Here is a 21,304-nt window from a genome sequence, read left to right as displayed (position 1 = left end):
TGCTAATTTCTGGACGGATGGCCCGCGGCAAGCCGGTAAAGGTTGCAAGCGCTAGAGGGAAAACCTTCAAAGTGGCTTTTCTTCACTAGCGCTTAGCGGCGTTCGGCCTTTTGGGATAACCTGTTGAAGTATAGGCGGACAAAAAAATAGCGGTGCTAAGGATCACCCTCGCACCGCTATTTTTTTAGATCGCAACACCCTTACAGCCAAAGTACGGCAAAGCTGCTGTCTAGAAACCCCAATCGTGCGTGGTTATAATCGGAGCGCCGGTTGCTTCGTCAACGACAAGCACCGCGAATATCGCAAACTGGTTGATCTGTACGCTGGCTTGATCGCCTTCAACGGTTGTTACGCCAGCCGGCAGCCACTGTTGCTTTAACACATCGTAATAGAAGATTCCTACCGATTGGTTGTCGTCGACTTTAGCCGAATCGAAGGACATCGTAAGCGTCACAGCCTTGGCAAACGGCAACAGGGGAGTCTTGTACAGGACGTAAGGATCGCTGGCAAGCTCGGCTTTTCCTCGTTTGTCCCATAAAATACTCCATGTTTTGAGGATGCCGAGATCCAGTTTTATGGATGTTGTTTCTTCGGCAACGTCTATCGTGACTTTGCCCTCCAGACTAACGCGGCCCGATTGACCTGCGGGAAGCTTGAGCTTCCCATTGGTAGAGACAATCGACGGTTCCGGTTCTGGCTCCGGCTCAACGGTTTCCTCTTGCGGAGCCGCGCTCGCTTGATTGGAGGCTGCGCTTTCTCCCGCGGCGTTAACCGCGGATACGATGTAATAGTAGGTCGTGCCTGCCTCTGCCGATTCATCGATATAGGCAGTTCCGGCAACGCCGTCTGCTATCGTCTCGTAAGGACCTCCGTTTGTCAGGCTGCGCTTGACCAGATAGGAGTCCGCGCCTTCCGAAGGCGCCCACGCCAATGCGATTTGGCCAACGCCCGGTACGGCAGTCAGGCTATCAATGACGTTCGGCAGCTCCGGTTCTACTACTTCTTCAAGCGGAGTCGCCGATGCTTGAGCGGAAGCTTCGCTTTCGCCCGCCTCATTGACTGCCGTCACGATATAAAAGTAGGTTTTGCCGTTCTCTACAGTTTGATCAACATAGGCTAACTCGATAACATCCTCCGCTATTGTTTCATACGGTCCTCCGTCAATCAGACTACGCTTGATCAAAAAGGATTGTGTACCTTCAGCAGGCGCCCATGCCAACGTGACGACTCCGGCGCCAGCCTCCGCGGCCAAGCCTGCCGGACTTCCCGGCGGCTCGGGCAGAGCAGCTTCTTGCGTCGAGCTCACGGTAACGTCGTCGTATATCGCAAGCGTATTGGCAAATACGCGCGCGCCGATTTTACCTTGCGCGATGGCGTTGTCCGTAGCGCTGAGCTCCAGAACATCATCCTTGTAAACCTCGATGCTGTCTCCTTCGGCTACGATTCGGTACGTGTAGAACGTATTCGCGGCGATGCTAGGGCTTGCATGAGCCAGCACCGTTTTTACGCCGCCTACAACCTTGACCAGCTCCATCTTGCGGCCGGAGCGATCATTATTTTTTAAATACAGCATATACGTGTTGTTCGGATCGGTGTAGCGGAATACGAGTCCCGCATCCTTGTTGCCGCCAGAATTGTTCGTTATATTGACTTTTGTTTCCAACGTGTAATCTGTCCACTCGGCGTCACCTGCAATAGAGAAGCTGTTGCCGGAGCTTGCTTTTCCGTTGTAGGCGCCATCTGTCACGTTCCATACGCCGCTTGTCGACAGCCAGCCGTCGGCATTGCCATCCTCAAAATCGTCGGAGAACAAAGTCGTCGGGTCGACGACGATTTCGCCGCTACCGACCTCCGGACCGACCAGAACTCCCGTGCTCACTGCATCAGAAGAGGTGTCGGTCGTATGGAAATAATACGAATGAACGCCTGGCTGAAGTTTGGTGGTATAGGTATAAGCTTTGCCGTCTTCGAAATTCGTATCGCTAGGATCCAACGCTTCCATGTAGCGGACGATGCCGTCCAGCACCAGCTCCATTGCGAATGGGGCTTCATTGTCAGCATCAGTGTAAGTGACGCCAAATGTGTAGTCCGTATCCCGATCGCCGTTCGCCGTATTAACGCCGCCGTCTGTCAGTACAGGAGCCGAACCGCTAGCGACGTTGGTGGCTGCGATTTCATCGACAAGCAGCTCGCCGTAAGCGCCGCCTGTTTGATTGAGCCAAATGGCCAGCTTGGCGTTTTCTTTTTTAACCGGATTCGCCAATCCGTCCAAATCGATCGCAAGGTTAGTCCAGTCTGTGGGAACGCTAGCCCAACCGCCCGTTAGGTTATGCGTGCGGGTGCCGTCAGACAGCTCGATTTTCATGCGCAGATCCGTGTAACCCGGATTTTTGACCGTGAAGTTCAGATAGCGGTAGCCCGACAAGTCGAGGGCATCGTGCCACGGCTGGAACTTCGCGTTAGAAGTCGCCGAGCCAGGCGTCTGCGTAAACTTGCCTACGGTGCGGCCATCCGCAGTCGTTTTAGCAAAGGTCGCCGAGCCTCCGTTTTGCGTATACCAGTTCACCCACTGGCTGTTGCCGCCGGTTGAGCCCCATAAGCCGCCGCCGCCCATGTCGTCGTAGAGCAGCGGAGTAGAAGGATCCGGCAATGGCGAAGCAACCGTGTAGTGTGTAGAGCTATACGTGTCATTGCCGTTTGCGTCTGTTCCTTTAACATCGATGCGGCGGTTAAAGAAAGGAGCCGTAGCGCTTTCGTCAACCATGCCAGCAAATACTTCGCCGGATGGCGTCATCGCTTGGTAGCCGACTCCCGGCACCGAATATTGCAGGGAGCTCACGCCGTCCGCCGGATCGGCGAAGATCGTGACGTCGCCCCGAACGTAGTCGCCGATGATTGGCGAAAGAATAGGCAGCTCTTGCGGTGTTGTGCCGGACGGGATCGCCGCGCTGTCGGTTGCGCTCAGTCCCATTATCGTATACAGGAGACCGGCCTGAATACTGACGCTGAATTCGTTGTAGCGCCATTGGTTTGTGTCGTCCTGATCGAGTGAACGATCCTCATACCAAGGGCTTACGCTTTTTTTGTTTTTCGTGTCCTTGATGTTTGGTCCGCTAAGCATAGCGCCAGGGAATACGATGCCTTTGCCCTCTGGCGTATTGGATTCTTCGTCGTAGCGGGTATGAGGGAAATCGACGAAATCGGAGCCGATGCCGGATACCCAGCTGATATTCCAAGGGTTCTCGCCAAAAATCCAATATAGACCTTTGAGCACGCCGTTAAGCGCCGCCGGATCGCCGAACAGCTCGTAGTAACGAAGCAGGTCGCCGAGATACGATGCGTGCGGCTCGTTGACGCCGAAGTTTTTGAACTGGTTGAACACGCCGTAAGGCGTATCGTCGGCAGACGATAAGAAGTAGTTTACTTGCTGCTTCAGCAGGTCGTGAATATGAGCTTGGGTCGTCGGGTCGGCCGCGGGATAAAACTCGGCGAGCGACATCGGCCTCATATCCCAGTAGTTAGTTGTATACAGGTCTGCGAACGTCAGCGCATTAATTTTGATCGTAGCCGCGTCCTTGTAATCTGTATCGTTCGTCAGAAGATACATTTCAACGTCGGCTAACAGCATGGAATTGTCTATACCGCCGCGCGTGCTGTACGATCCGATCGGATCGTTATAATGATCGAGTACATATTGGTAAAAGACTTCGGCAGCCGCTTGACTTTCGGCCGCGAATGCGGTCAGCTCGGCAATTTTGGACGATTCGACGTCGCCTTGCGCGATAGCCGTTTGAATCGCGCGCGCCGTTGCGGCGAGCGTACCCGCGGCTTTGGCGGAACCGCCGACGCCATAATCGGTTATTTTGCGATCGTCGGCCGTGCCGGGAATGTTGTCCGTCGCCTTAGCCGGGTGAACGAAGGCGGCGTTGTTGCGCAGGTTGTACATCGCGCCTCCGAGCTGATCGGCGAATTTGATGACATATTCGCTGCCCCAAATCGCTTCGTCGATGAGATCCGGAATCCCGTTGTCGTCGTTGTCGAACTTGACGCTGGCCTTGTCGGCGTAACGAACATAGGCGAGCGCGATTTGAGCGCCGACCCACTGGTTGCCGCCGTACTTGCCGTAATCGCCGGCATCGTACCAGCCGCCGGTCAGATCGTAGTGCTGCGTGCCGTCGGCGGACGCACCGTCGTCCAGATGCCCAGCCGCGTGATAGAGCTTGGCCGAAGGAGCGACGCTGCTATAGCCGGGAGGGTAAGCTTCTTCCGTAGAGACGCTCGCTCTGAGCAGACGGTAGAAGGCAGTCATTTCATCCGTATAATTGCTCCACACATTCGTTTCGATTGAAAACGGGAAGGAGGAGACGCCGTTCGTTTTGACCGTATAGCCTTGACCGAGAGTGGCAACCGAAGAGAAGTCGATTGTATAAACATGCTTCTCCCAGGTTACTCCTTCGTACTCCATATCGCCGCTTGCGACTAATGTCCCGCTGCCGTTAAAGATTTCGTAGGTAGTGTCCGCAAGAGGCAGCGTGGATGCGACCTTCGCGTTTTTAACGTCATGAATGCTGTATCCGACTTGGCTGGCAACAACATCAAGCGTTTGGTTCGATTGAACGATGGTTGGAACGGTCTGCGGACTGGTCGCTGCGCCATCCGAAGTGAGGTCCGTCGCCCGGAAAAAGTACGAATGGGAGCCCACGGGCAGCTTGGTGAGGTAGGTGTAGTCTTTGCCGTCGGTGTAATCGATGTCCGAAGCGTCGTTTTCCTTCATATCGTAAGCCGTGTCGTCAATGACAACCTGCATGGCGAACGGCTTTTCGTTGTCGGCATCGGTATAGGTGGAAGTGAATGTGAAGGCGGTGTTTTGGTTCGGAATACCTTCGGTATTGGAGGTCATTCCCGCCTCGGACAACACGGGAGCGCTGCTTCCAGAGGCGGTCGTCGCAACAATATCATCCATCCAGATTTCGCCGTATGTTCCGCCGGTTTGGCGCAGCCAAACTTCGAATTTGATCTTCTTTTTGTTGATTGCGGGAGAGAGCGCCTCCATATCAAACTGTCTGGTCGTCCAGTCGCTGTCCACGGACTCCCAGTTGATAAGCGTATAATTGCGGGAGCCGTCGTTAATGACTACGCGCAGCTGGGCATTCGAATATCCCGGGTTTTTGAGCGAGAAATTCAAATAGCGGTAGCCTGTAAGGTCGACGGTTTCGTTCCAAGGCTGGAACTTTGCCCAAGACTTGTTGCTGACGGGCGTTTGCGCGAATTTGCCGATTTCTCGAGAATCCTCCGTAGCTTTGGTGAAGGCAGCGGTGCCGCCGTCCTGATTAAACCAGTTCATCCAATTTTGTTTGAATACGCCGCCGCCCGAAAAATTGTCGTAAACGAGCGGATTACTTGGCCCCGGGAGCGGAGCAATTGCGGCTTCTACAGCTTGAGGCGATATCGCGATGGCGGGGAAAGCAAGAGCGACGCCTAGGCATATGGCGCTCATCCTTTTGGTTGCAGGCGGAGCCCATTTCTTAAATGACATTAATTAAACCTCCCATTCGTTGTTTTCTATTGGGCGTGCATAGACATTTCAAATGCGGCCCATGCGATAATCGAATCTTGTGAGAAACCTGTTCTCGTTGTTCGTTCATCTCGTATCTTCCTAGCGCATTCCTTGCGGAATACGCATAAACTTATCCCTCCTTCCATATTTTGTATCCGCTTTCAGGACAATATGATAGCCTTTCACCTGCCAGGCAAGCAATGATGTATAACGAGCAGTGCATGATATATTCCAGTATTGCTAGACAGATCAGTCAGCCAGGGAGCATGCATCTCGAAAAAGGAAACCATTTCTCGAAATCGGATGGTTTTAAAAGGAGAGAACGTTCGTTAAACTATCGAATGAAAGCGCTTAAAAAATTGCGAAGGAGATGAATTAATGAACAGGAAGTTTAAAAAAGACTGCATGCTTATGCTAGCGATGCTGCTGGCGATCATGTCGGCAGGGGTTTGGTCACCCGACAAGGCTCGCGCATCGGATGAATATGATGCGATGAGGGAAGCGTGGAAGGAAATGCTGACTGGAGGATCCGGGCTCGATCCGCTGGATGCCGACATTGCAGCCGGGCTGGACGAGATTGAAGAGGAGGCGAATCAGTTCTGGTCCGCGATGGTTAAGACGTCAGGAAGGAGTTATCTGTGGAGCGATATCCCTGGGTTAGGAAATTCAGTGCATATTCGAACGGTTTACGAAAGAATCAAGGTTATGGCGCTTGCCTATTCGATGCAAGACTCTTCTCTGTATTTGGATGCCGGACTGGAAACGGATATCGTGTCGGCGCTGGATTATATGTACGCGACTCGTTATAACGAGAACACCACGACGACGCCAAGCGGCACAAGCAATTGGTGGGATTGGCAGATCGGCATTCCGATGGCGCTTAATGACGCGGTCGTGCTCATGTACGATGCGTTGTCTTCTTCGCAGGTCGCCAATTTCGCCGCCGCGGTGGAACGGTTCACTCCGAGCGTCAATCTGACAGGTGCAAACCGCTCGTGGAAGGCGATCGTTGTAGGTGTGCGAGGCATCCTTGTCAAGGATTCCACAAAGCTGTTATCGGTAAGGGACGGACTCTCTCAAATTTTTGATTACGTGACGAGCGGGGACGGCTTTTATCGGGATGGCTCGTTTATTCAGCACAGCAGATTCCCTTATACGGGAGGCTATGGATTATCTTTGCTAAAGGCGATGGGCGATCTGCTGTATATGCTGCACGGAACGTCGTGGGATGTTATCGATCCGGATGTCGAAAACGTGTGGAGCTGGGTGTATGACGCCTATCAACCTGTGATCTATAAGGGCGCTATTATGGACAATGTGCGGGGTCGCGAAATTTCACGGAATTATTCGCAGGATCGTGCGGCGGGGCATGAGGCGATTCAAGGCATTATGAAGCTGGCTTTAGTCGCTCCCGCTTCTCAGGAGATTGACTTTAAACGTATGGTCAAAGCGTGGATCGAACAGGATACGTTTTTGAGCTTTTACCAAACGGCCTCCGTGCCGCTGGTGCAGCTGGCGAAGGACATCGCCGCCGATTCCTCTATTGCTCTGGCGGATGAGCTTGTGCTGTACAAGCAATATGCGGGCATGGATCGCGCCGTCCAGCTCCGTCCGGGCTACGGGTTCGGTCTTGCTATGTATTCGAGCCGCATCGGCAGCTTCGAGGCGATCAACAGCGAGAACGGCAAAGCTTGGTACACCTCGGCGGGCATGACCAGTCTGTACAATGGGGACCTGGGCCAGTTCAGCGACGATTATTGGCCAACCGTTGACAGCTATCGGCTTCCGGGCACAAGCGTGTTGTCGGGTACGCCGACAAGTTCCCATACCAGCGTTAATCAATGGACCGGCGGCACTGCAATGGACGGACTGTACGGCGTATCCGGAATGGATTTGTCGTATAGCGGAAATTCGCTTTCCGCTCGCAAATCCTGGTTTATGCTCGACGATGAGATCGTTGCGCTTGGCGCCGGCATTACAAGCACGGACGGCATAGCGGCAGAGACGGTAATTGAAAACCGCAAGCTCGGCGCGGCGGGCAACGAGGCTTTGACAGTTAACGGCACGGTCGTTTCCGATTCGCTTGGCTGGTCGGATACAATCGATGATGTGTCGTGGGCGCATCTGCAAGGGAATGCGGCAAGCTCTGACATCGGTTATTACTTCCCGGAAACGCCCGACATCGACATGAAGCGCGAAGCGCGGACGGGCAATTGGAAGCAATTAAATACGAGGCCAGTTTCGCCGTCGACGCCTATTACCAGAAACTATATGACGATGTGGGTTGATCACGGTGTTAATCCAACAGGCGCGGAGTACGCTTATGCGCTGCTGCCTGGTAAAACTAGCAGTCAGGTTGCCTCTTATTCGTCCAATCCAGATTTTGTTGTTCTGGAAAATTCCTCGGCTGTACAGGCGGTTAAGGAATCGTCGCTCGGCATCGTTGGCGCTAACTTTTGGACCGATACAACGCAAACCGTTGACCTGATTACCTCGAGCGCCAAAGCGTCTGTCAAGACGAAGGAGTCTTTGGACGGCGAACAGTTGAGTGTGTCGATCAGCGATCCAACGCAGTTAAACGCCGGGGCGATACAGCTTGAGCTTGATCGTTCAGCCGTTTCGTACACGGCGGACACAGGTGTAACCGTGACGCAACTTAGCCCGACGATCAAGCTGTCCGTGAACGTTGCGGGAGCAAAAGGGAAATCATTTCATACCTCGTTCGAATTGGGAGAGCCGGAGCCGGCAATGGAAGTTATTGTCGACAATGCGGATACATCCGGAGCGGTCACCAAGAGCGGCGGCTGGAAGACGGGCACGGTCGGGAATGACAAGTACGGTGCAAACTATTTCCATGACGACAATGCGGGTAAAGGAGAAAAATGGTTGACGTTCGCTCCGAACCTGCCGGAAGCGGGCACGTACGAGCTATTCCTGTCGTGGACGGCGCACTTCAATCGTTCGACGGCAGTGCCGATCGACATCGTTTTTGATGGAGGAACGGCGGCAACGACAGTTGATCAGACGACGGGAGGAGGCGTCTGGCAGTCGCTTGGCACGTATGCTTTTGAGGCTGGACAAGGCGGCAACGGTTTAACGATACGTAATGACGGAACGGTCGGCTATGTCGCAGCCGATGCCGTTAGGTTCGTACGTGTTCCAGACCCGGACCCTGTTCCAGAGGTCGAACCCGTCATTATAGACAATACGGATGCGGGAGCGGCGAAGACCGGAGTTTGGAAAGCGGAAGCTACGCAGACGGACCGATATGGCATAAATTATTAGCATGACGATAACGCGGGCAAGGGAACCCAAAGCGTGACGTTTTCGGCATCGTTGCCGATAAGCGGCACGTACAACGTATACATGATGTGGCCCGCGCATGAAAACCGGTCAACGACTATCCCTGTCGAGGCGCTTCATGCGGGGGCTTATCTAAAGAAGCTTTCCTCGAAGAAAGCCGAGATTAAGGGCCTCTCGGAAGCCGCTCTTACTCCATGACAAGCCCGCCGGTGACGGGCGTATAGGTTCCCGTCAGGAAACGTGCGCCGTCTCCGGCCAAGAAGGAGATGACCCCGGCGACATCCTCCGGCTCGGCAATCCGGCCCAGCGGCGTAAAACTGCCAATCACGCGTCCTTCTTCTTCGGATAAACCGAAGAGATCGTCAGATCTAACGAAGCCGGGAGCGACGACGTTGGCCGTGATCCCGTAGGGGCCGTATTCTTGCGCGATGTATCGGGCGAATGCATCCAGACCGGCCTTCGCCGTGCCGAACGAGATATAAGGAGGAGTGGGATCCTTGCCCTCCGTGCTGGACAGATAGATAATCCGGCCGACCTTTCGCTCCATCATCGCGGGAATCACGGCTTTCGTCGGTTCGAACGCCGCCTTTAATTCATCGGTCATCTGCCGTTCGAATGGTTCCCAAGCCAGCTCGGCGAAGGTTGCGGCTTCGGCGCTCGGCCCCGCGTTGCATACGAGGATGTCGATTCGTCCGAACGAACGAATGACGGCCTCCGCCACCTCTTTCATTTGCTCCGGGCTGCGGGCATCCGCCTTCATCGACACGGCTTCGCCGCCATCCGCGACAATCCCGGCCGCTACGGCTTCGGCGTTCGACCCGTTGCCGAAGTCGACCACGACGACTTTTGCACCTTGTTTGGCGAGCTGCACGCACGTGGACCGCCCGATTCCGCGCGCGCCTCCGACGACAATCGCTACTTTTCCGTGTAAGGACATCATAATCAAGCTTCCTCCCCGATCCGCGTTATTCCTTATCCGCCCCGCCGTACCGCGCCGCGATATCCAGAGCGACCCGTCTTACTTTATCGGCCATGTAGGCAGGCTCGAGCACGGTCACTTCGGTCAAATATTGGAGCACGGTACGGATCAGCCAGCTTTCGCTGGAGAAGTTCATTCGGACGATGAGCTGCCCATCCGGCAAGCGCTCGATGTGTTTTTCGTCGAAACGGTCCATCACCCATACGGCAACGGCCGCCGTGAACCGCAGGACGACGGGTATCCCTTCGCTCGCCGCATGAGGTTCAGGCGCCGTCCATCTATCGTTAAGCTGTGCAAGCGATTCCGCCCGCCGTACGAATGTGCCGGCTTGCACGTCGAGATCCCGAACGCGGGACAGCTTGAAAATGCGATAATCATCGCGCAGCCGGCAATAGCCGTGCAGATACCAAACGTAGTTTTTGAGCACGAGCGCCATCGGTTCCACTTCGCGGCTTTGTTCGCCGGTTCTGCTGGTGTACGTGAACCGGATGAGCTTTCGCTCGTCCACGGCCTTGCGAAGGGAGTCGTATCGGCTCTGATCCTCTTCGCTATTCTTCCAAGGGGTGAAATCGACTTGAATCCGTTCGCCGCCGTCCCCCCGTCCTTGCTCGGCTTGGGCGACCATCGCGCCTACTTTGCCAAGGAGGAGATCCATGTTGCCGCGGTCGAACGCCTTGGTGGATTCCAGACCGCGAAGCGCGGCGGAGAGGGCGGTCAGCTCGTCGAAGGACAGCAATTGACGATCCAGCCGGAAGCTGTCCATGATTTCGTAGCCGCCTTCCATGCCGGTATAGGAGACGATGGGGATGCCGGTTTGACCGAGCGAGTCGAGGTCGCGATAGATGGTGCGGAGGGACACCTCGAGCTGGTCCGCCAATTCCTGCGCTTGTACTCGTTTTCGGTTAAGCAGCAAAATCGTAATAGTCATTAACCGTTCAAGCTTCATGGTCATTTCTCCTCAGTCGGCATGTCGCGTTTCGCCGATCGATGAATTAGTGTGCGACGGCCAGCTCTTGCCCTTCGGCAGCCGGATTCATCTTGCCCTTCGTCATCATGAAAGCCGCGATAAGCGCCAGAACGGCAGGAATGAGGCTCCAGGCAAAAGTAGCTCCAATCGAGCTAGACAGCCCGGCCGTGATCGTATCCAGCGCCTGCGGATCAACGGATTGCCGGAACGCCGGATTCAGCAGCGAATAAGGATCGCTTAGGTTCAAACCGGCCGGGACGGCGGCGCCGCCATCTCCGAACGAGGCGGAGAGCTTGCCGAGCAGGTTGTGGCTTTGCACGATCCCAAAGACGGTAATGCCAAGCGCCATTCCGAGCGAGCGATTGAAATTCAGGGTAGAGCTGGCAGCTCCGCGCTGCGAAGCGGGGAACGAGTCCATAACGGCCGTGCTGAGCACCGAGAAGGAGGCGCCGATCCCGAGGCCGATCAGAATCATGATTCCCGTAATGGAAAGTCGAGAAGATTCTACCGTAATTTGCGACAGGAGGGCAAGACCCGCCAGCAGTATCACGAGTGTTCCGATCATGATGGTGCGGTATTGCAGCTTCGCCATCAGGATTCCGCCAAGCGTCGCGGTGACGACCGAACCTACCATCATCGGCAGCAAGGTGAGGCCCGAATTGGAAGCAGAGCCGCCCAGCACGCCCTGCACGTAAATCGGAATGAAGATCGCCGCCGTCATGTAGGCCGCGCCGCTAAGCATGGCGACCAGGTTGCTTGTCGTGTACAGTCTGCTGCGGAACAAACCGAACGAGATGATGGGTTCCGCCGCTTTTCTTTCCACTAAAATCAGCAAGAAAACAAGAACCGCGAACCCGCCGAACAGTCCGATGATTTGCGGAGAATCCCAGGCATACGTTTTGCCGCCGAGCTCCAGGCCAAGCATGAAACTGGCGATAGCCCCAACGAGCAGAACGGAACCGGCCCAGTCGATTTTTTGGCGGGAGTGCTCCTTCGACTCCTTGTAGAACATAGCGATCATCACCAGCGCGATGAACCCTAGCGGCAGATTGATGTAGAAGATCCACGACCAATTCAAGTGGTCGGTGATATAACCGCCGAGCAGCGGGCCGAGCACGCTGGACAATCCGAACACCGCTCCGAACGCGCCCATCATTTTGCCGCGTTCCTTAGGCGGAAGGACATCGAACAGAATCGTGAACGCAATGGATACCATCGCGCCCGCGCCTACCCCTTGCACCGCCCGGTACATGCTTAACTCCACGATGGATTGCGCCATTCCGCAGAGCGCGGAGCCGATCATGAAGACGATAATCCCGAAGACGAAAAACCGTTTGCGCCCGTACATATCGGACAGCTTGCCGAAGATCGGCATGCAGGCCATCTCCGCGACCATATACGCCGTGGTGACCCATACGAACTTGTCGAGTCCCCCCATCTCTCCTACGATCGTGCCGATCGAGGTCGAAACAATCGTGTTGTCCATGGAGGCCATCAGTATGGCAAGCAACAGTCCTCCTACGATTGCAGCTAATTTCTTTGTCATTCGTTACCAGTCCTTTCTTGTTCCTGTTTGGATTGCTTAATCATCATCTGTGATCATCATAAGCTACCCTTGTTGACAACTGTGTGTCAGGAAAGAAAGGCGGTTGAAAAAAAGTTGTTGGCTGAGGGAGGAAGGAGAGTGGGGCACGGAGCTGTGGGTTGGTGGTGGCACGGATGGAAGATGACGCAACCAGCCTTGATGATAAAGTGAAATGCTCAGGATTTCTTCAAACACAGCGAGACCATGTAATTGATACCAGATACGCGGGCCTGTTTAGGGGATAGGGACTTGCGTTTGTACTCCGTGAACCCAAGTTTCTCATACAAGCGGATAGCCGGAACATTGGTATCGGCGACCTCTTCGATAAGATAGTTACGGTACGGCAAATGATCCAGCATATGTCGAATAACGGCCGATGCCGCTCCTTGACCGCGGAAGGATGAGGCAGTACCGATGAATTCGACCGAACCCGTTTCGGTCGGCGGGTCGACAAAAGGTTTTTGGAACTCTCTCTTGAGAATGAGTGCAGCCATCGAGCCCTTGAACCAGCCTAGATGCCGGCGGAGCGGTGCGCCCTGGAGTTCTAGGGAGAAGCTTCGACAGTCCGTGCATGCGCCAATGGCAGCCACCCGATCGCCAGCGAGCGCCACATAAAACTGATCCAACACAAACATATGGGCGAACGCCTTTGCGATGACATCCCGGTCTTTAGAGAAATACGTGAGCCACTGCGAGAAGCCGTCGGCGAAGATCTCCGCCATCTGGTTTCTGACCTCTACACCAGCTCGGTCCGCCCGGACAACCTTAAAAGCGCTAGAATGTTTCACAACGTTTCACCCTCCTGTTTGAATACTAAGGTCAAGAGCGATCTCGACGGCATCGAAAATTTCTCTTCCAGCATCATCTTCATCATCGCAAGTCCCTGGATGGAGGAGAAGAAATATTGGGCCATCTCAGTAGCGTTTCCTTCTCGGAATTTGCCTTGCCGCTGCCCTTTGACGATAAGAGCGGTAGTTGCTTGCATCAGATCAATGTGAATCTGCTTGAGTTCCTCTCTCCGACCGTCCGTCTCCGTGGAGAAGAAGGATTGTGTCATCAACAGTAAGAGGTGCCCCAAGTCATCGCCGGAAGATAGGTCGAGATATACCTCGTTCGCGAATCGTTCCAGTTCCTCAGCAGGCTCTTCGGTGTACTGAAATTTGGCAATCAGCGCCTCAAGTCCGGCCATGGCGAATTGCACCAGCTCCTCGAAGAGCTGATCCTTTGTTTTGTAATGACGGTACATAAGGCCGGTGCTAATGCCAGCCTGATCGGCAATATGCTGCACATTAGTGGAGCCGTATCCTTGACGAACAAATAACCGCATCGCGGCTGTCTGAATTTTGGTACGGGTTGCAAGGCGCATGGTCTCGTATTGCTCAGGTGTACGGGGCATTTTTGGTTGCTCCTTCAATGAATGAATTATTATTCATTGTAAAATCATAACAGCAAATTGTCAATTGTATGCCAAAATAAAACAGCGACAGTCCAGGATTAGTTCTCGTCCTTGGCTGTCGCTGTTTTCTATTCGAGAGTGAGTCTCACCCGACCACAACCTAAAAAATGCGGATTAAAACCAAACTTTAGAGCGCTTATCCATATTAGGGTAACCGCTTACAATTTAAGAGTAGCTACTCTGCAAAATATGGAAACAAGGGGTGGTCGTTTGAAGCGATTAGAAGAATCATGGCCTTAGAGCGTATGGCAGGATGTATGGTTTGTGGTTTATTTGACAGCGTTCATTCATTAACCATTAGGAGGTTCATATGAAAATTCTCCAGTTACGAAAGGCCAAACGTCCAGTCGCGGCGGCCTTGTCTTGCTTGATGGCGGTAAGCGTAGCATTCACCATCCAGGCTCCAAGCGCATCGGCGGACGCGGTCGTTATCTTTAACACCCAAGTGGGCGGCGTCTATGACGGTATGCCGCTATTCGACGGAAACCCAGCACATCTTGATGCATTCGTGGATACCTATTATGACTATATCGGTCTTGAGGGCGCATCGCTCTACGCTACCGGAATCAGGGATAACTATACCTTTGTCATGGACGATAATCCGCGCAAAGGAAAAACGGTACCTGGCGGACTATCAGCGGCAGACAACGTATCCGGCGTTTCGACGGATTTCCCGGTGTTGCTCGGCATGGGACAAACCTGGAACAAAGATTTGGTAGCTCGAATCGGCCAGGTCATGGGCAGCGAAAAAATCAGTCAGTTGAATGTCAAACAAGGAACGGCCAACAATCACAATGGAAGCGGTGCAGCACAATCCCGTTCCATCGCGTTCACAGCCTTGTCAGACGTTCGGGTGAATCCGCTTAACGGACGATTCCACGAGGGTTACTCAGAAGATCCATATCTTTCCGCTACGATGATTGACAGTAAGGCGTCGGGGCTTGCGGGAACGAACTTAGGCGAAAGCGATGACGGCTTCTGGATTCGCGCCGTTGTAGGGACCAAACACTTCTCGATGTATAACGCCGAGTGGTTCCGTCAATCTTCCAGCACAGCGGCAAGTGCTCGGGCAATCTTTGAATATCAAATCCCTTCCGCGTTCAAGGGGCTTGAATCCGGATCGGTTTCGGGTATTATGACATCGTTCGGACGTACGAACGGCATCCCGAATATCATTTCGCCATACTTAATCAAAGGCAATGAAATCGCAAAGTATGGCATGTATTCTTCGCCAGACTTCAACGGTGAGAACCATCTGTTCAACACGAATTTCAGCAACGGTTACGATGCGAGATATACCCTGGATCGTAAGCACGCGCTTGCTTTGATGGTGCTAGCTCATTCCGAATCGGTACGCGCTTCCGGAACGGACAAAACGGATGTGGTGACGCTCGCTAATGCGACCAAAGAAGGACTTTATGGTCTTACATTAGAGCATGTCATCGAGGCGGGACGCCCGTTGGTCAACCAGCTCGTTCGTCTGGGCATCTTCAACGAGCCGGACGAGAATGGCATACCGAAAAACTACCCATTCGCGAATCAAGCCAAAGACGTAGCCAGTACGCTGACCAACTTCAGCACGCCTGCCCATCAAGAGGTAGCGCTGGAAGCGGCACGTGAGACGGTGGTTCTTCTCAAAAATACGGACGGTGCGCTGCCGCTGCAGAAAAACGAAAAAGCAGCTGTTGCTGGCGTATATGCCGATATGCGGATGAGACCTCAGTACACGGCATCAACACCAACTACAATTGATAACAGTGGCAAAACGCCTCTGTACACTCTCCTTAACACGATTGGTGCGGATAAAGTCCAGTTTGCGACAGGCGGCGAGGTTGTAGCGCTGAAGTCGAAGCTTAACGGACAATATTTGACTTCTGCTTCCGGTAATGGAGATCAATTGACTGCTAACTATACACCTACGGCAGGCGAGTTCACGAACAGCCAGCTGTTCGAAGTAACAGACTGGGGACAGAACGCGTTCAGCTTTAAGTCGCTGGCTAATAACCGCTGGCTCAGCGCTCCAACAGCCAATGGTGCGGCGGTCGGCAATACGGCGACGGCAAGCCTGCTGCTTACAGGGGCTGACTGGAGCAACTTAAGCTCCGTGGCAATTAACAGTACAGTACCTCCTAAACTGCGAGTCGAAAACAATGCGGACGATACATTATCTGTTGTATCTGGAGGTCTCGGATTCCAGACTGGCGTATTCAATGGCCGATTTGTAACAACTGACGCGCAAGGTAAGATCGCTGCGGCTACCTCAACGATCGGCAACTTAGCTGGCTTTAATACGAGAACAGATGCAACGAAGTTCGAGAAAACGGTCGTTAAGGAAGCTGGAGCTGACTTTGCTGCTATGGCTGACACGCAGGACTACGCTCTCGTTTTCGTAGGTGCGCATCCCGGCAATAGCGCCGGCGAAGGCAACGATCGCGCGGATCTGTATTTGGGCGAAGGCGATTACAAGCTGGTGAAGAATGTCGCAGCGGCATTTGCAGCCAAAAACAAGAAAACAGTCGTCGTGCTCCTCACTACGGCTCCAGTGATTATGAAAGAAATTCAAGAAGATCCTAATGTATCGGCTATCGTTATGCAGCCGTATTCGGGGCAATACGAGTCACAAGGTCTGATCGACGTCTTGTACGGAGATTATGCGCCAACGGGTCGACTGACTTCGACTTGGTATGCAGATATGGGTGCACTTCCTGCAATCGACAGCTACTCCATTCCGGAAGGCTCAACTTTGACAATGGAGCAGCTTGATCCTCGTTATGTTTCCGACATGAACAATGCGGATCCGGTTGAAGCGAATTTGACTTATATGTATACCGATTCAGAGGTCACTTATGAATTCGGGTACGGTCTTGGTTATGCGGAATTTACGTACAAGGATTTCTCGGCGCCTACGGCAGCGAGCGGTAACGGTACGTTTAACGTATCCGTTGAAATTACGAACGAAGGAGATGTAGCAACCTCTGAGGTCGTACAATTGTACGCCAAGAACAATAATCCGGCATACGGAGATTTCTCGCGCCAGAAGCAACTGGTCGGTTACGAGAAGGTGGAGCTCACAGCTGGAGAACACAAGGTCGTTACGATGACGGTTGACGCTAAGGATTTGGCGATCTGGGATGTTAACAAAGGCGATTATGTTATTGAATCCGGCAATTATTCATTGTTGGTTGGACATTCGTCCAAGGATATTCGTCAAACCAACAACATTCAGATCGTTGGAGAAGAGCTTGCTCAGTTGAATGCTGCTGACGGCTTTAATGTGTTCGATCATGCATTTGCTTCTCATCATGTTGTGTACAACGAAGTATCGAAACAGCGCACGGTGGATCAATTAACCGCGGATCAAGTTGCAGGCGGTTATTACACGGTCACATCGAAGGATGCCAGCTCGTGGGTGGCGCTTCCTAAGGCGAATTTCACGGGAGCCGAGAAGGTCAAAGCGATGGTGGCATCCAAAGCCGCTGGCGGTACGATTACGCTGCATGCCGACTCCTTGGCAAGCGAGCCGTTCGCGACGCTAGAAGTTCCAGTCACGCAAGTCACTCCATACACGATGCGCAATACCGCGCAGACGGTCAATGAGCTCGGCTTCGTTGAGATCGAAGGGGATGTGGCGCAAGCGCCAGCAGGAAGCCGAACGATTTATTTGAAGTTCAGCGGACCGGACATCCGGGTTGACAGCATACAAGCAGTAGGCTCAGCGGTAACGGCTACGCAGGGAACGTTAACGGGACCTTCCGTTGCAAGACCTGGCCAGGCGGTTACACTGACGGCAGGGCTCGAGAATCTATCCGCAGGGTTCTCGTCCGTAGACGTCATTGTCCACTATGACCCGCAGCAGTTGGCGTTTGCGATGGACGAAGTTGAGCTCGAAGGCGGAACGTTGGCGCACTACTTGAAGGATACGGCTATCACAGCTGTAAATTCTGAGATCGCTATCGCAGGGGCGGCAATCAAGCCGGAGCTAGGCGAAATTAAGGTGCTGCTTGCTTCGACAGGTGCAGAAATCGAGAGTGACGGTCCATTGTTTACTCTTCAAGCTACTGTGAAACCAGCCGTTAGCGGCGCTTCGTTGGTGGCTCTAGCAGACTTCCATATCAACCGATTCATCGAAGAAACAGAAGAGGTTGTTACGACGGTGGTAGAACCTGCATCTCATACGATTGTAGTATCCGAGGTGGATCTGTCCGGCCTTGCGGCGGCGATTACAGGTGCACAGAACCTATTGACTATCGTTCAGACGGCAACAGAGGGCACGAATCCGGGTCAATACGCGGCTGGCTCCATCACTTCGTTGCAATCGTCGATCGCTGCAGCGCAAGCTGTTCTGATGGATAACACCGCGACGCAAGCTGACATCACGGCAGCAATCGCTTCTATTCAGACAATTGTTGCAACCGTAAATAATTCCAAAGTACCAAGCATCCCTGTCGATCTGGACAAAACGGCGATTATCGCTGCGATCACAACAGCGGAAGCCAAGCTTGCCAATGCCGTAATCGGAACAGTCATCGGTCAATACAATTCCGATAAATCCGCATTGGAGCAGGCGTTGGCAGCAGCGAAGACGGCAAGGGATCATGCAACAACGCAGACAACGCTTAACGGTGCAACGACTGCTCTCAACAACGCTTTGCAGTTGTTCCAAGGCGGGTTCGTAACGCTTGTAGCAGGCCAAAGCCAAGTAACGGTCAAGGATTTGACGATCGTGGCCAATCACTATGGAGCTACCGCGGCGGAGTGGAATAAATTCGGAGTGGTCAATCCGTTCGGAGTTTCTGTAGATCGTGTCAATATTCAGATTCTCGCATACGTCGCCAGATTGATTCTGGATGATTGGCTGCAGCAATAACAAGGAGCAATAACAAGAGATAGAGAGTTTCATCCGTAATGCTTGGAGTCGGAGGAGCGAATCATTCGTTCCTCCGACTACCCGATTATGGCTACAGAAGAAGGGAGACGCGGTCCATTGATTTCTAATATGCGTAAGACGTTCCTGCTTAGTTTGGGCCTCCTGATCGCGATTTCGTTAATGATGGTTAGACCCGCACTAGCGGCCGATGCGTTGAAACCGACATTTGACTTGCTTCCGGCTATCAGCCAGGTAAGTAATGGCAAAGAGCTCCAGATTGTCATAAACGGCAGCAACTTAAAAGACTTATACGCCTATGAAGTAAAGGTGCAATACGATACGGACAAATTGAGTTTTAAATCTGCAGCAAGCTCGCTGAAAGGTTTCTCCGTCAAACCGATTGTCGAAGGCGGGATTTTAACGTTCGCAAGCACCAAGACGGGCATTGCAGCGGGCGATAACGGAAACTTGCCTCTGTGTACATTAACTTTTACGGTGAAAACCTCAGGTTCGGCCAAGCTGGATCTGCTCCATGTAGAATATGTCAACTCCAAGCTCGAGCTCACGAAAAACGAAAAAGTCGTTAGTCGGAACTTCGTCGTTCGTTCAGCTGAGTTTACGGATATAGCAGGTCATTGGGCGGTAAACCAAATTAAGGAGGGCGCTCTGCTAGGTTTCGTGGAAGGATATCCGGATGGCAGCTTCATGCCGGATCGTCAAGTGACTCGGGCTGAGTTCGTCACGATGCTGGCTCGCGCTTTGAAATGGACGTCAGAGGAGACGGACATACATTTTGCGGATGCCGAACAAATCCCTGCGTGGGCCAAAGATTCAGTAGCAGCAGCTGCCAGCAGAGGAGTCATCGATGGTTACGAGGACGGAACCTTCCGTTCGAGCCGTGCGATTACGAGAGACGAAGCGGCCAAAATGATTGTGAACGCGTTAGGAATTGAAGTTGTGGATGGAGCTAGTCCTACCTTTGCGGATACAGCATCCATTCCATCGTGGGCAAGTACTTACGTGGCAGCCGCGGCTGAAGCGGGCATCGTGAAGGGCAGAGGCGGAAACTTATTCGCTCCTAGAGATTTCATTACTCGAGCAGAGACGATTACGCTCATTCTAACTGCTTCAAAGCTCCAATCGTAATTTGTCAACGAGCCCGCTAGGTGATACCTTTAACCAAAGGAGCCCAGCGGGTTTCTTGCAATCTCTAATGAAACGGAGCAGTAACCATTATGCAACTCTACGAACGACCCTGCAAGCTTGCTGTGATCTTAGCGTCTCTGATATGGCTGACTTCATGCGGAGGCGGCAGACCATCGGTATCCGAATTGCCACCGTCACCGGTAACGATTACATATATCACATCTGCAGGCAATTCAATTAGTACTTCGATCATTCGGCAATTGGCGGAGGAATATTCGGCGTTACATCCACATGTGACGTTCAAATATGAGGAGACGGGTAATGCGGACTTATCGAAAAAGATCCAACTGCTCGCGGCGAGCAACGATTTGCCCGTCATGTTCAGTTATCCCGCCGGCAAACCGCTCGAAGACTTGATCGAGAGCGGTGCCGTTCTCGATCTGGAGACAACGCTATCAGAGCTGGGCATGTCTGACATCTTGCTTCCTTCAGCGGTGAGCTTGATGAAGAATCAAGTTGAGAACCGAGGTTTGTATGCGATGCCGCTCGAGATGAACCTGGAGGGCTTCTGGTATAACAAGGAACATTTTGCTGAGCTCGGGTTAGCTGTACCCCAGACGTGGGATGAGATGATGGCTGCCGCCGCCAAAATGATGGAGGAAGGCATTCAGCCTTTCGCACTCGCAGGCAGAGAAAAGTGGCCGATCACGCGTTACATGAACGCCTATATTATTCGCAAGCTAGGTATCGATGCGATGAAGGATGTAAATCAAGGAAACGCAAAACTGACGGATAAAGGTTTTGTAGAGGCAGCGCAAATGATTAAAGAGATGGCAGGAAGCGGTTATTTCGGGCCTTCGCCAAGCCGGGTGAGCTTCGGAGAGGCGACGAAGGCGTTTATGCAAGGAAAAATAGGTATGTTTTATTCCGGAAGCTGGTCGCTTAGGGACTTTGACAAGGGCAGCGAAGGTAGTCTGAAGCCGAGTTCCATAGGTTTCTTTGGCATTCCGTCCGTAGAGAACGGCAGTAGCAAGGCGGAGGATTATCCCGTCAATGCGGGACTAACGACGGCTTTTTCGAAGGAAGCATTTGACGGTGAGGTTGGAGAGTGGATGAAGTATGTGTTCGAGCGATACGGCCAGCTTGCGATGGACCAATATGGTATGATAACAGGTTTTCGCGTCGATCGGATGCCGGATGCTGCTTCGCCGCTTGCCCACATGGTCCAAGATAAGCTGGCGGAGCTCAAGAGGGGGGCGCTTTGGTTCGAAGCCCGGTTTACAACAGAAGAGCAGCTAGCGGCTTGGGATAATGCCCAACTGTTGATATCAGATCCCGACTATTCGGGCGCCATGTATATGAGAGAGCTGCAGGAAGTGATAGACGGCAACCGGACGAGCGGGGACTGATCAGATAAATGCGGTATCGACCAGAAAAAAAACGC

General features: G+C 53.1%; 10 protein-coding genes. 4 read left to right on the top strand and 6 right to left on the bottom strand.

All coding sequences use genetic code 11. The annotated features are described in order from the left end of the window. Positions 1-229: 229 nt before the first annotated feature. The gene (locus tag ACX1C1_RS00410) at positions 230-5,536 is read right to left on the bottom strand and encodes a glycoside hydrolase family 9 protein (protein WP_458955229.1); all 5,307 of its coding nucleotides are present in this window, start codon (positions 5,534-5,536) and stop codon (positions 230-232) included. 399 nt (positions 5,537-5,935) lie between these two features. On the opposite strand from ACX1C1_RS00410, the gene ACX1C1_RS00405 reads away from it, so the two are divergent. After that, positions 5,936-8,842 (top strand): polysaccharide lyase family 8 super-sandwich domain-containing protein, encoded by a 2,907-nt coding sequence (locus ACX1C1_RS00405; protein WP_458955228.1) that lies wholly within the window; start codon positions 5,936-5,938, stop codon positions 8,840-8,842. A gap of 205 nt (positions 8,843-9,047) precedes the next feature. Here the strand turns inward: ACX1C1_RS00405 and ACX1C1_RS00400 are convergent, their stop codons facing one another. From ACX1C1_RS00400 to ACX1C1_RS00380, 5 genes are all read right to left on the bottom strand, one after another. Beyond that, positions 9,048-9,797: an SDR family NAD(P)-dependent oxidoreductase gene (locus ACX1C1_RS00400; RefSeq protein ID WP_458957555.1), complete on the bottom strand. Its 750-nt coding sequence runs from the start codon at positions 9,795-9,797 to the stop codon at positions 9,048-9,050. A 28-nt stretch (positions 9,798-9,825) separates the two neighbouring features. Continuing rightward, positions 9,826-10,785, bottom strand: a complete 960-nt coding sequence (locus ACX1C1_RS00395) for a helix-turn-helix transcriptional regulator (RefSeq protein WP_458955227.1) — start codon at positions 10,783-10,785, stop codon at positions 9,826-9,828. 46 nt (positions 10,786-10,831) lie between these two features. Then, entirely contained in the window at positions 10,832-12,352 is a 1,521-nt protein-coding gene (locus ACX1C1_RS00390) for an MDR family MFS transporter (protein ID WP_458955226.1), read from the bottom strand. Between the two features lie 215 nt (positions 12,353-12,567). Beyond that, positions 12,568-13,179, bottom strand: coding sequence for a GNAT family N-acetyltransferase (locus ACX1C1_RS00385; RefSeq protein WP_458955225.1), 612 nt, complete (start codon positions 13,177-13,179; stop codon positions 12,568-12,570). Further along, positions 13,176-13,787: a TetR/AcrR family transcriptional regulator gene (locus ACX1C1_RS00380; protein ID WP_458955224.1), complete on the bottom strand. Its 612-nt coding sequence runs from the start codon at positions 13,785-13,787 to the stop codon at positions 13,176-13,178. The genes ACX1C1_RS00385 and ACX1C1_RS00380 overlap by 4 nt, the downstream gene beginning before the upstream one ends. A 370-nt stretch (positions 13,788-14,157) precedes the next feature. On the opposite strand from ACX1C1_RS00380, the gene ACX1C1_RS00375 reads away from it, so the two are divergent. From ACX1C1_RS00375 to ACX1C1_RS00365, 3 genes are all read left to right on the top strand, one after another. Further along, a complete protein-coding gene (locus ACX1C1_RS00375) occupies positions 14,158-18,714 on the top strand; it encodes a glycoside hydrolase family 3 C-terminal domain-containing protein (protein ID WP_458955223.1) in 4,557 nt (1,518 codons plus the stop codon). Positions 18,715-18,831: 117 nt separating this feature from the next. Then, positions 18,832-19,860 carry an S-layer homology domain-containing protein gene (locus ACX1C1_RS00370; protein WP_458955222.1) on the top strand — a complete coding sequence of 343 codons (1,029 nt, stop codon included), beginning with the start codon at positions 18,832-18,834 and terminating at the stop codon, positions 19,858-19,860. Positions 19,861-19,949: 89 nt separating this feature from the next. Continuing rightward, entirely contained in the window at positions 19,950-21,269 is a 1,320-nt protein-coding gene (locus ACX1C1_RS00365) for an ABC transporter substrate-binding protein (RefSeq protein ID WP_458955221.1), read from the top strand. The last annotated feature ends 35 nt before the right edge of the window (positions 21,270-21,304 follow it).

The sequence above is a fragment of the Paenibacillus sp. strain BS8-2 genome, assembly GCF_054483835.1.
The sequence above is the reverse complement of the archived record's forward strand: the minus strand, read 5'-3'. Positions and strand labels throughout refer to the sequence as shown.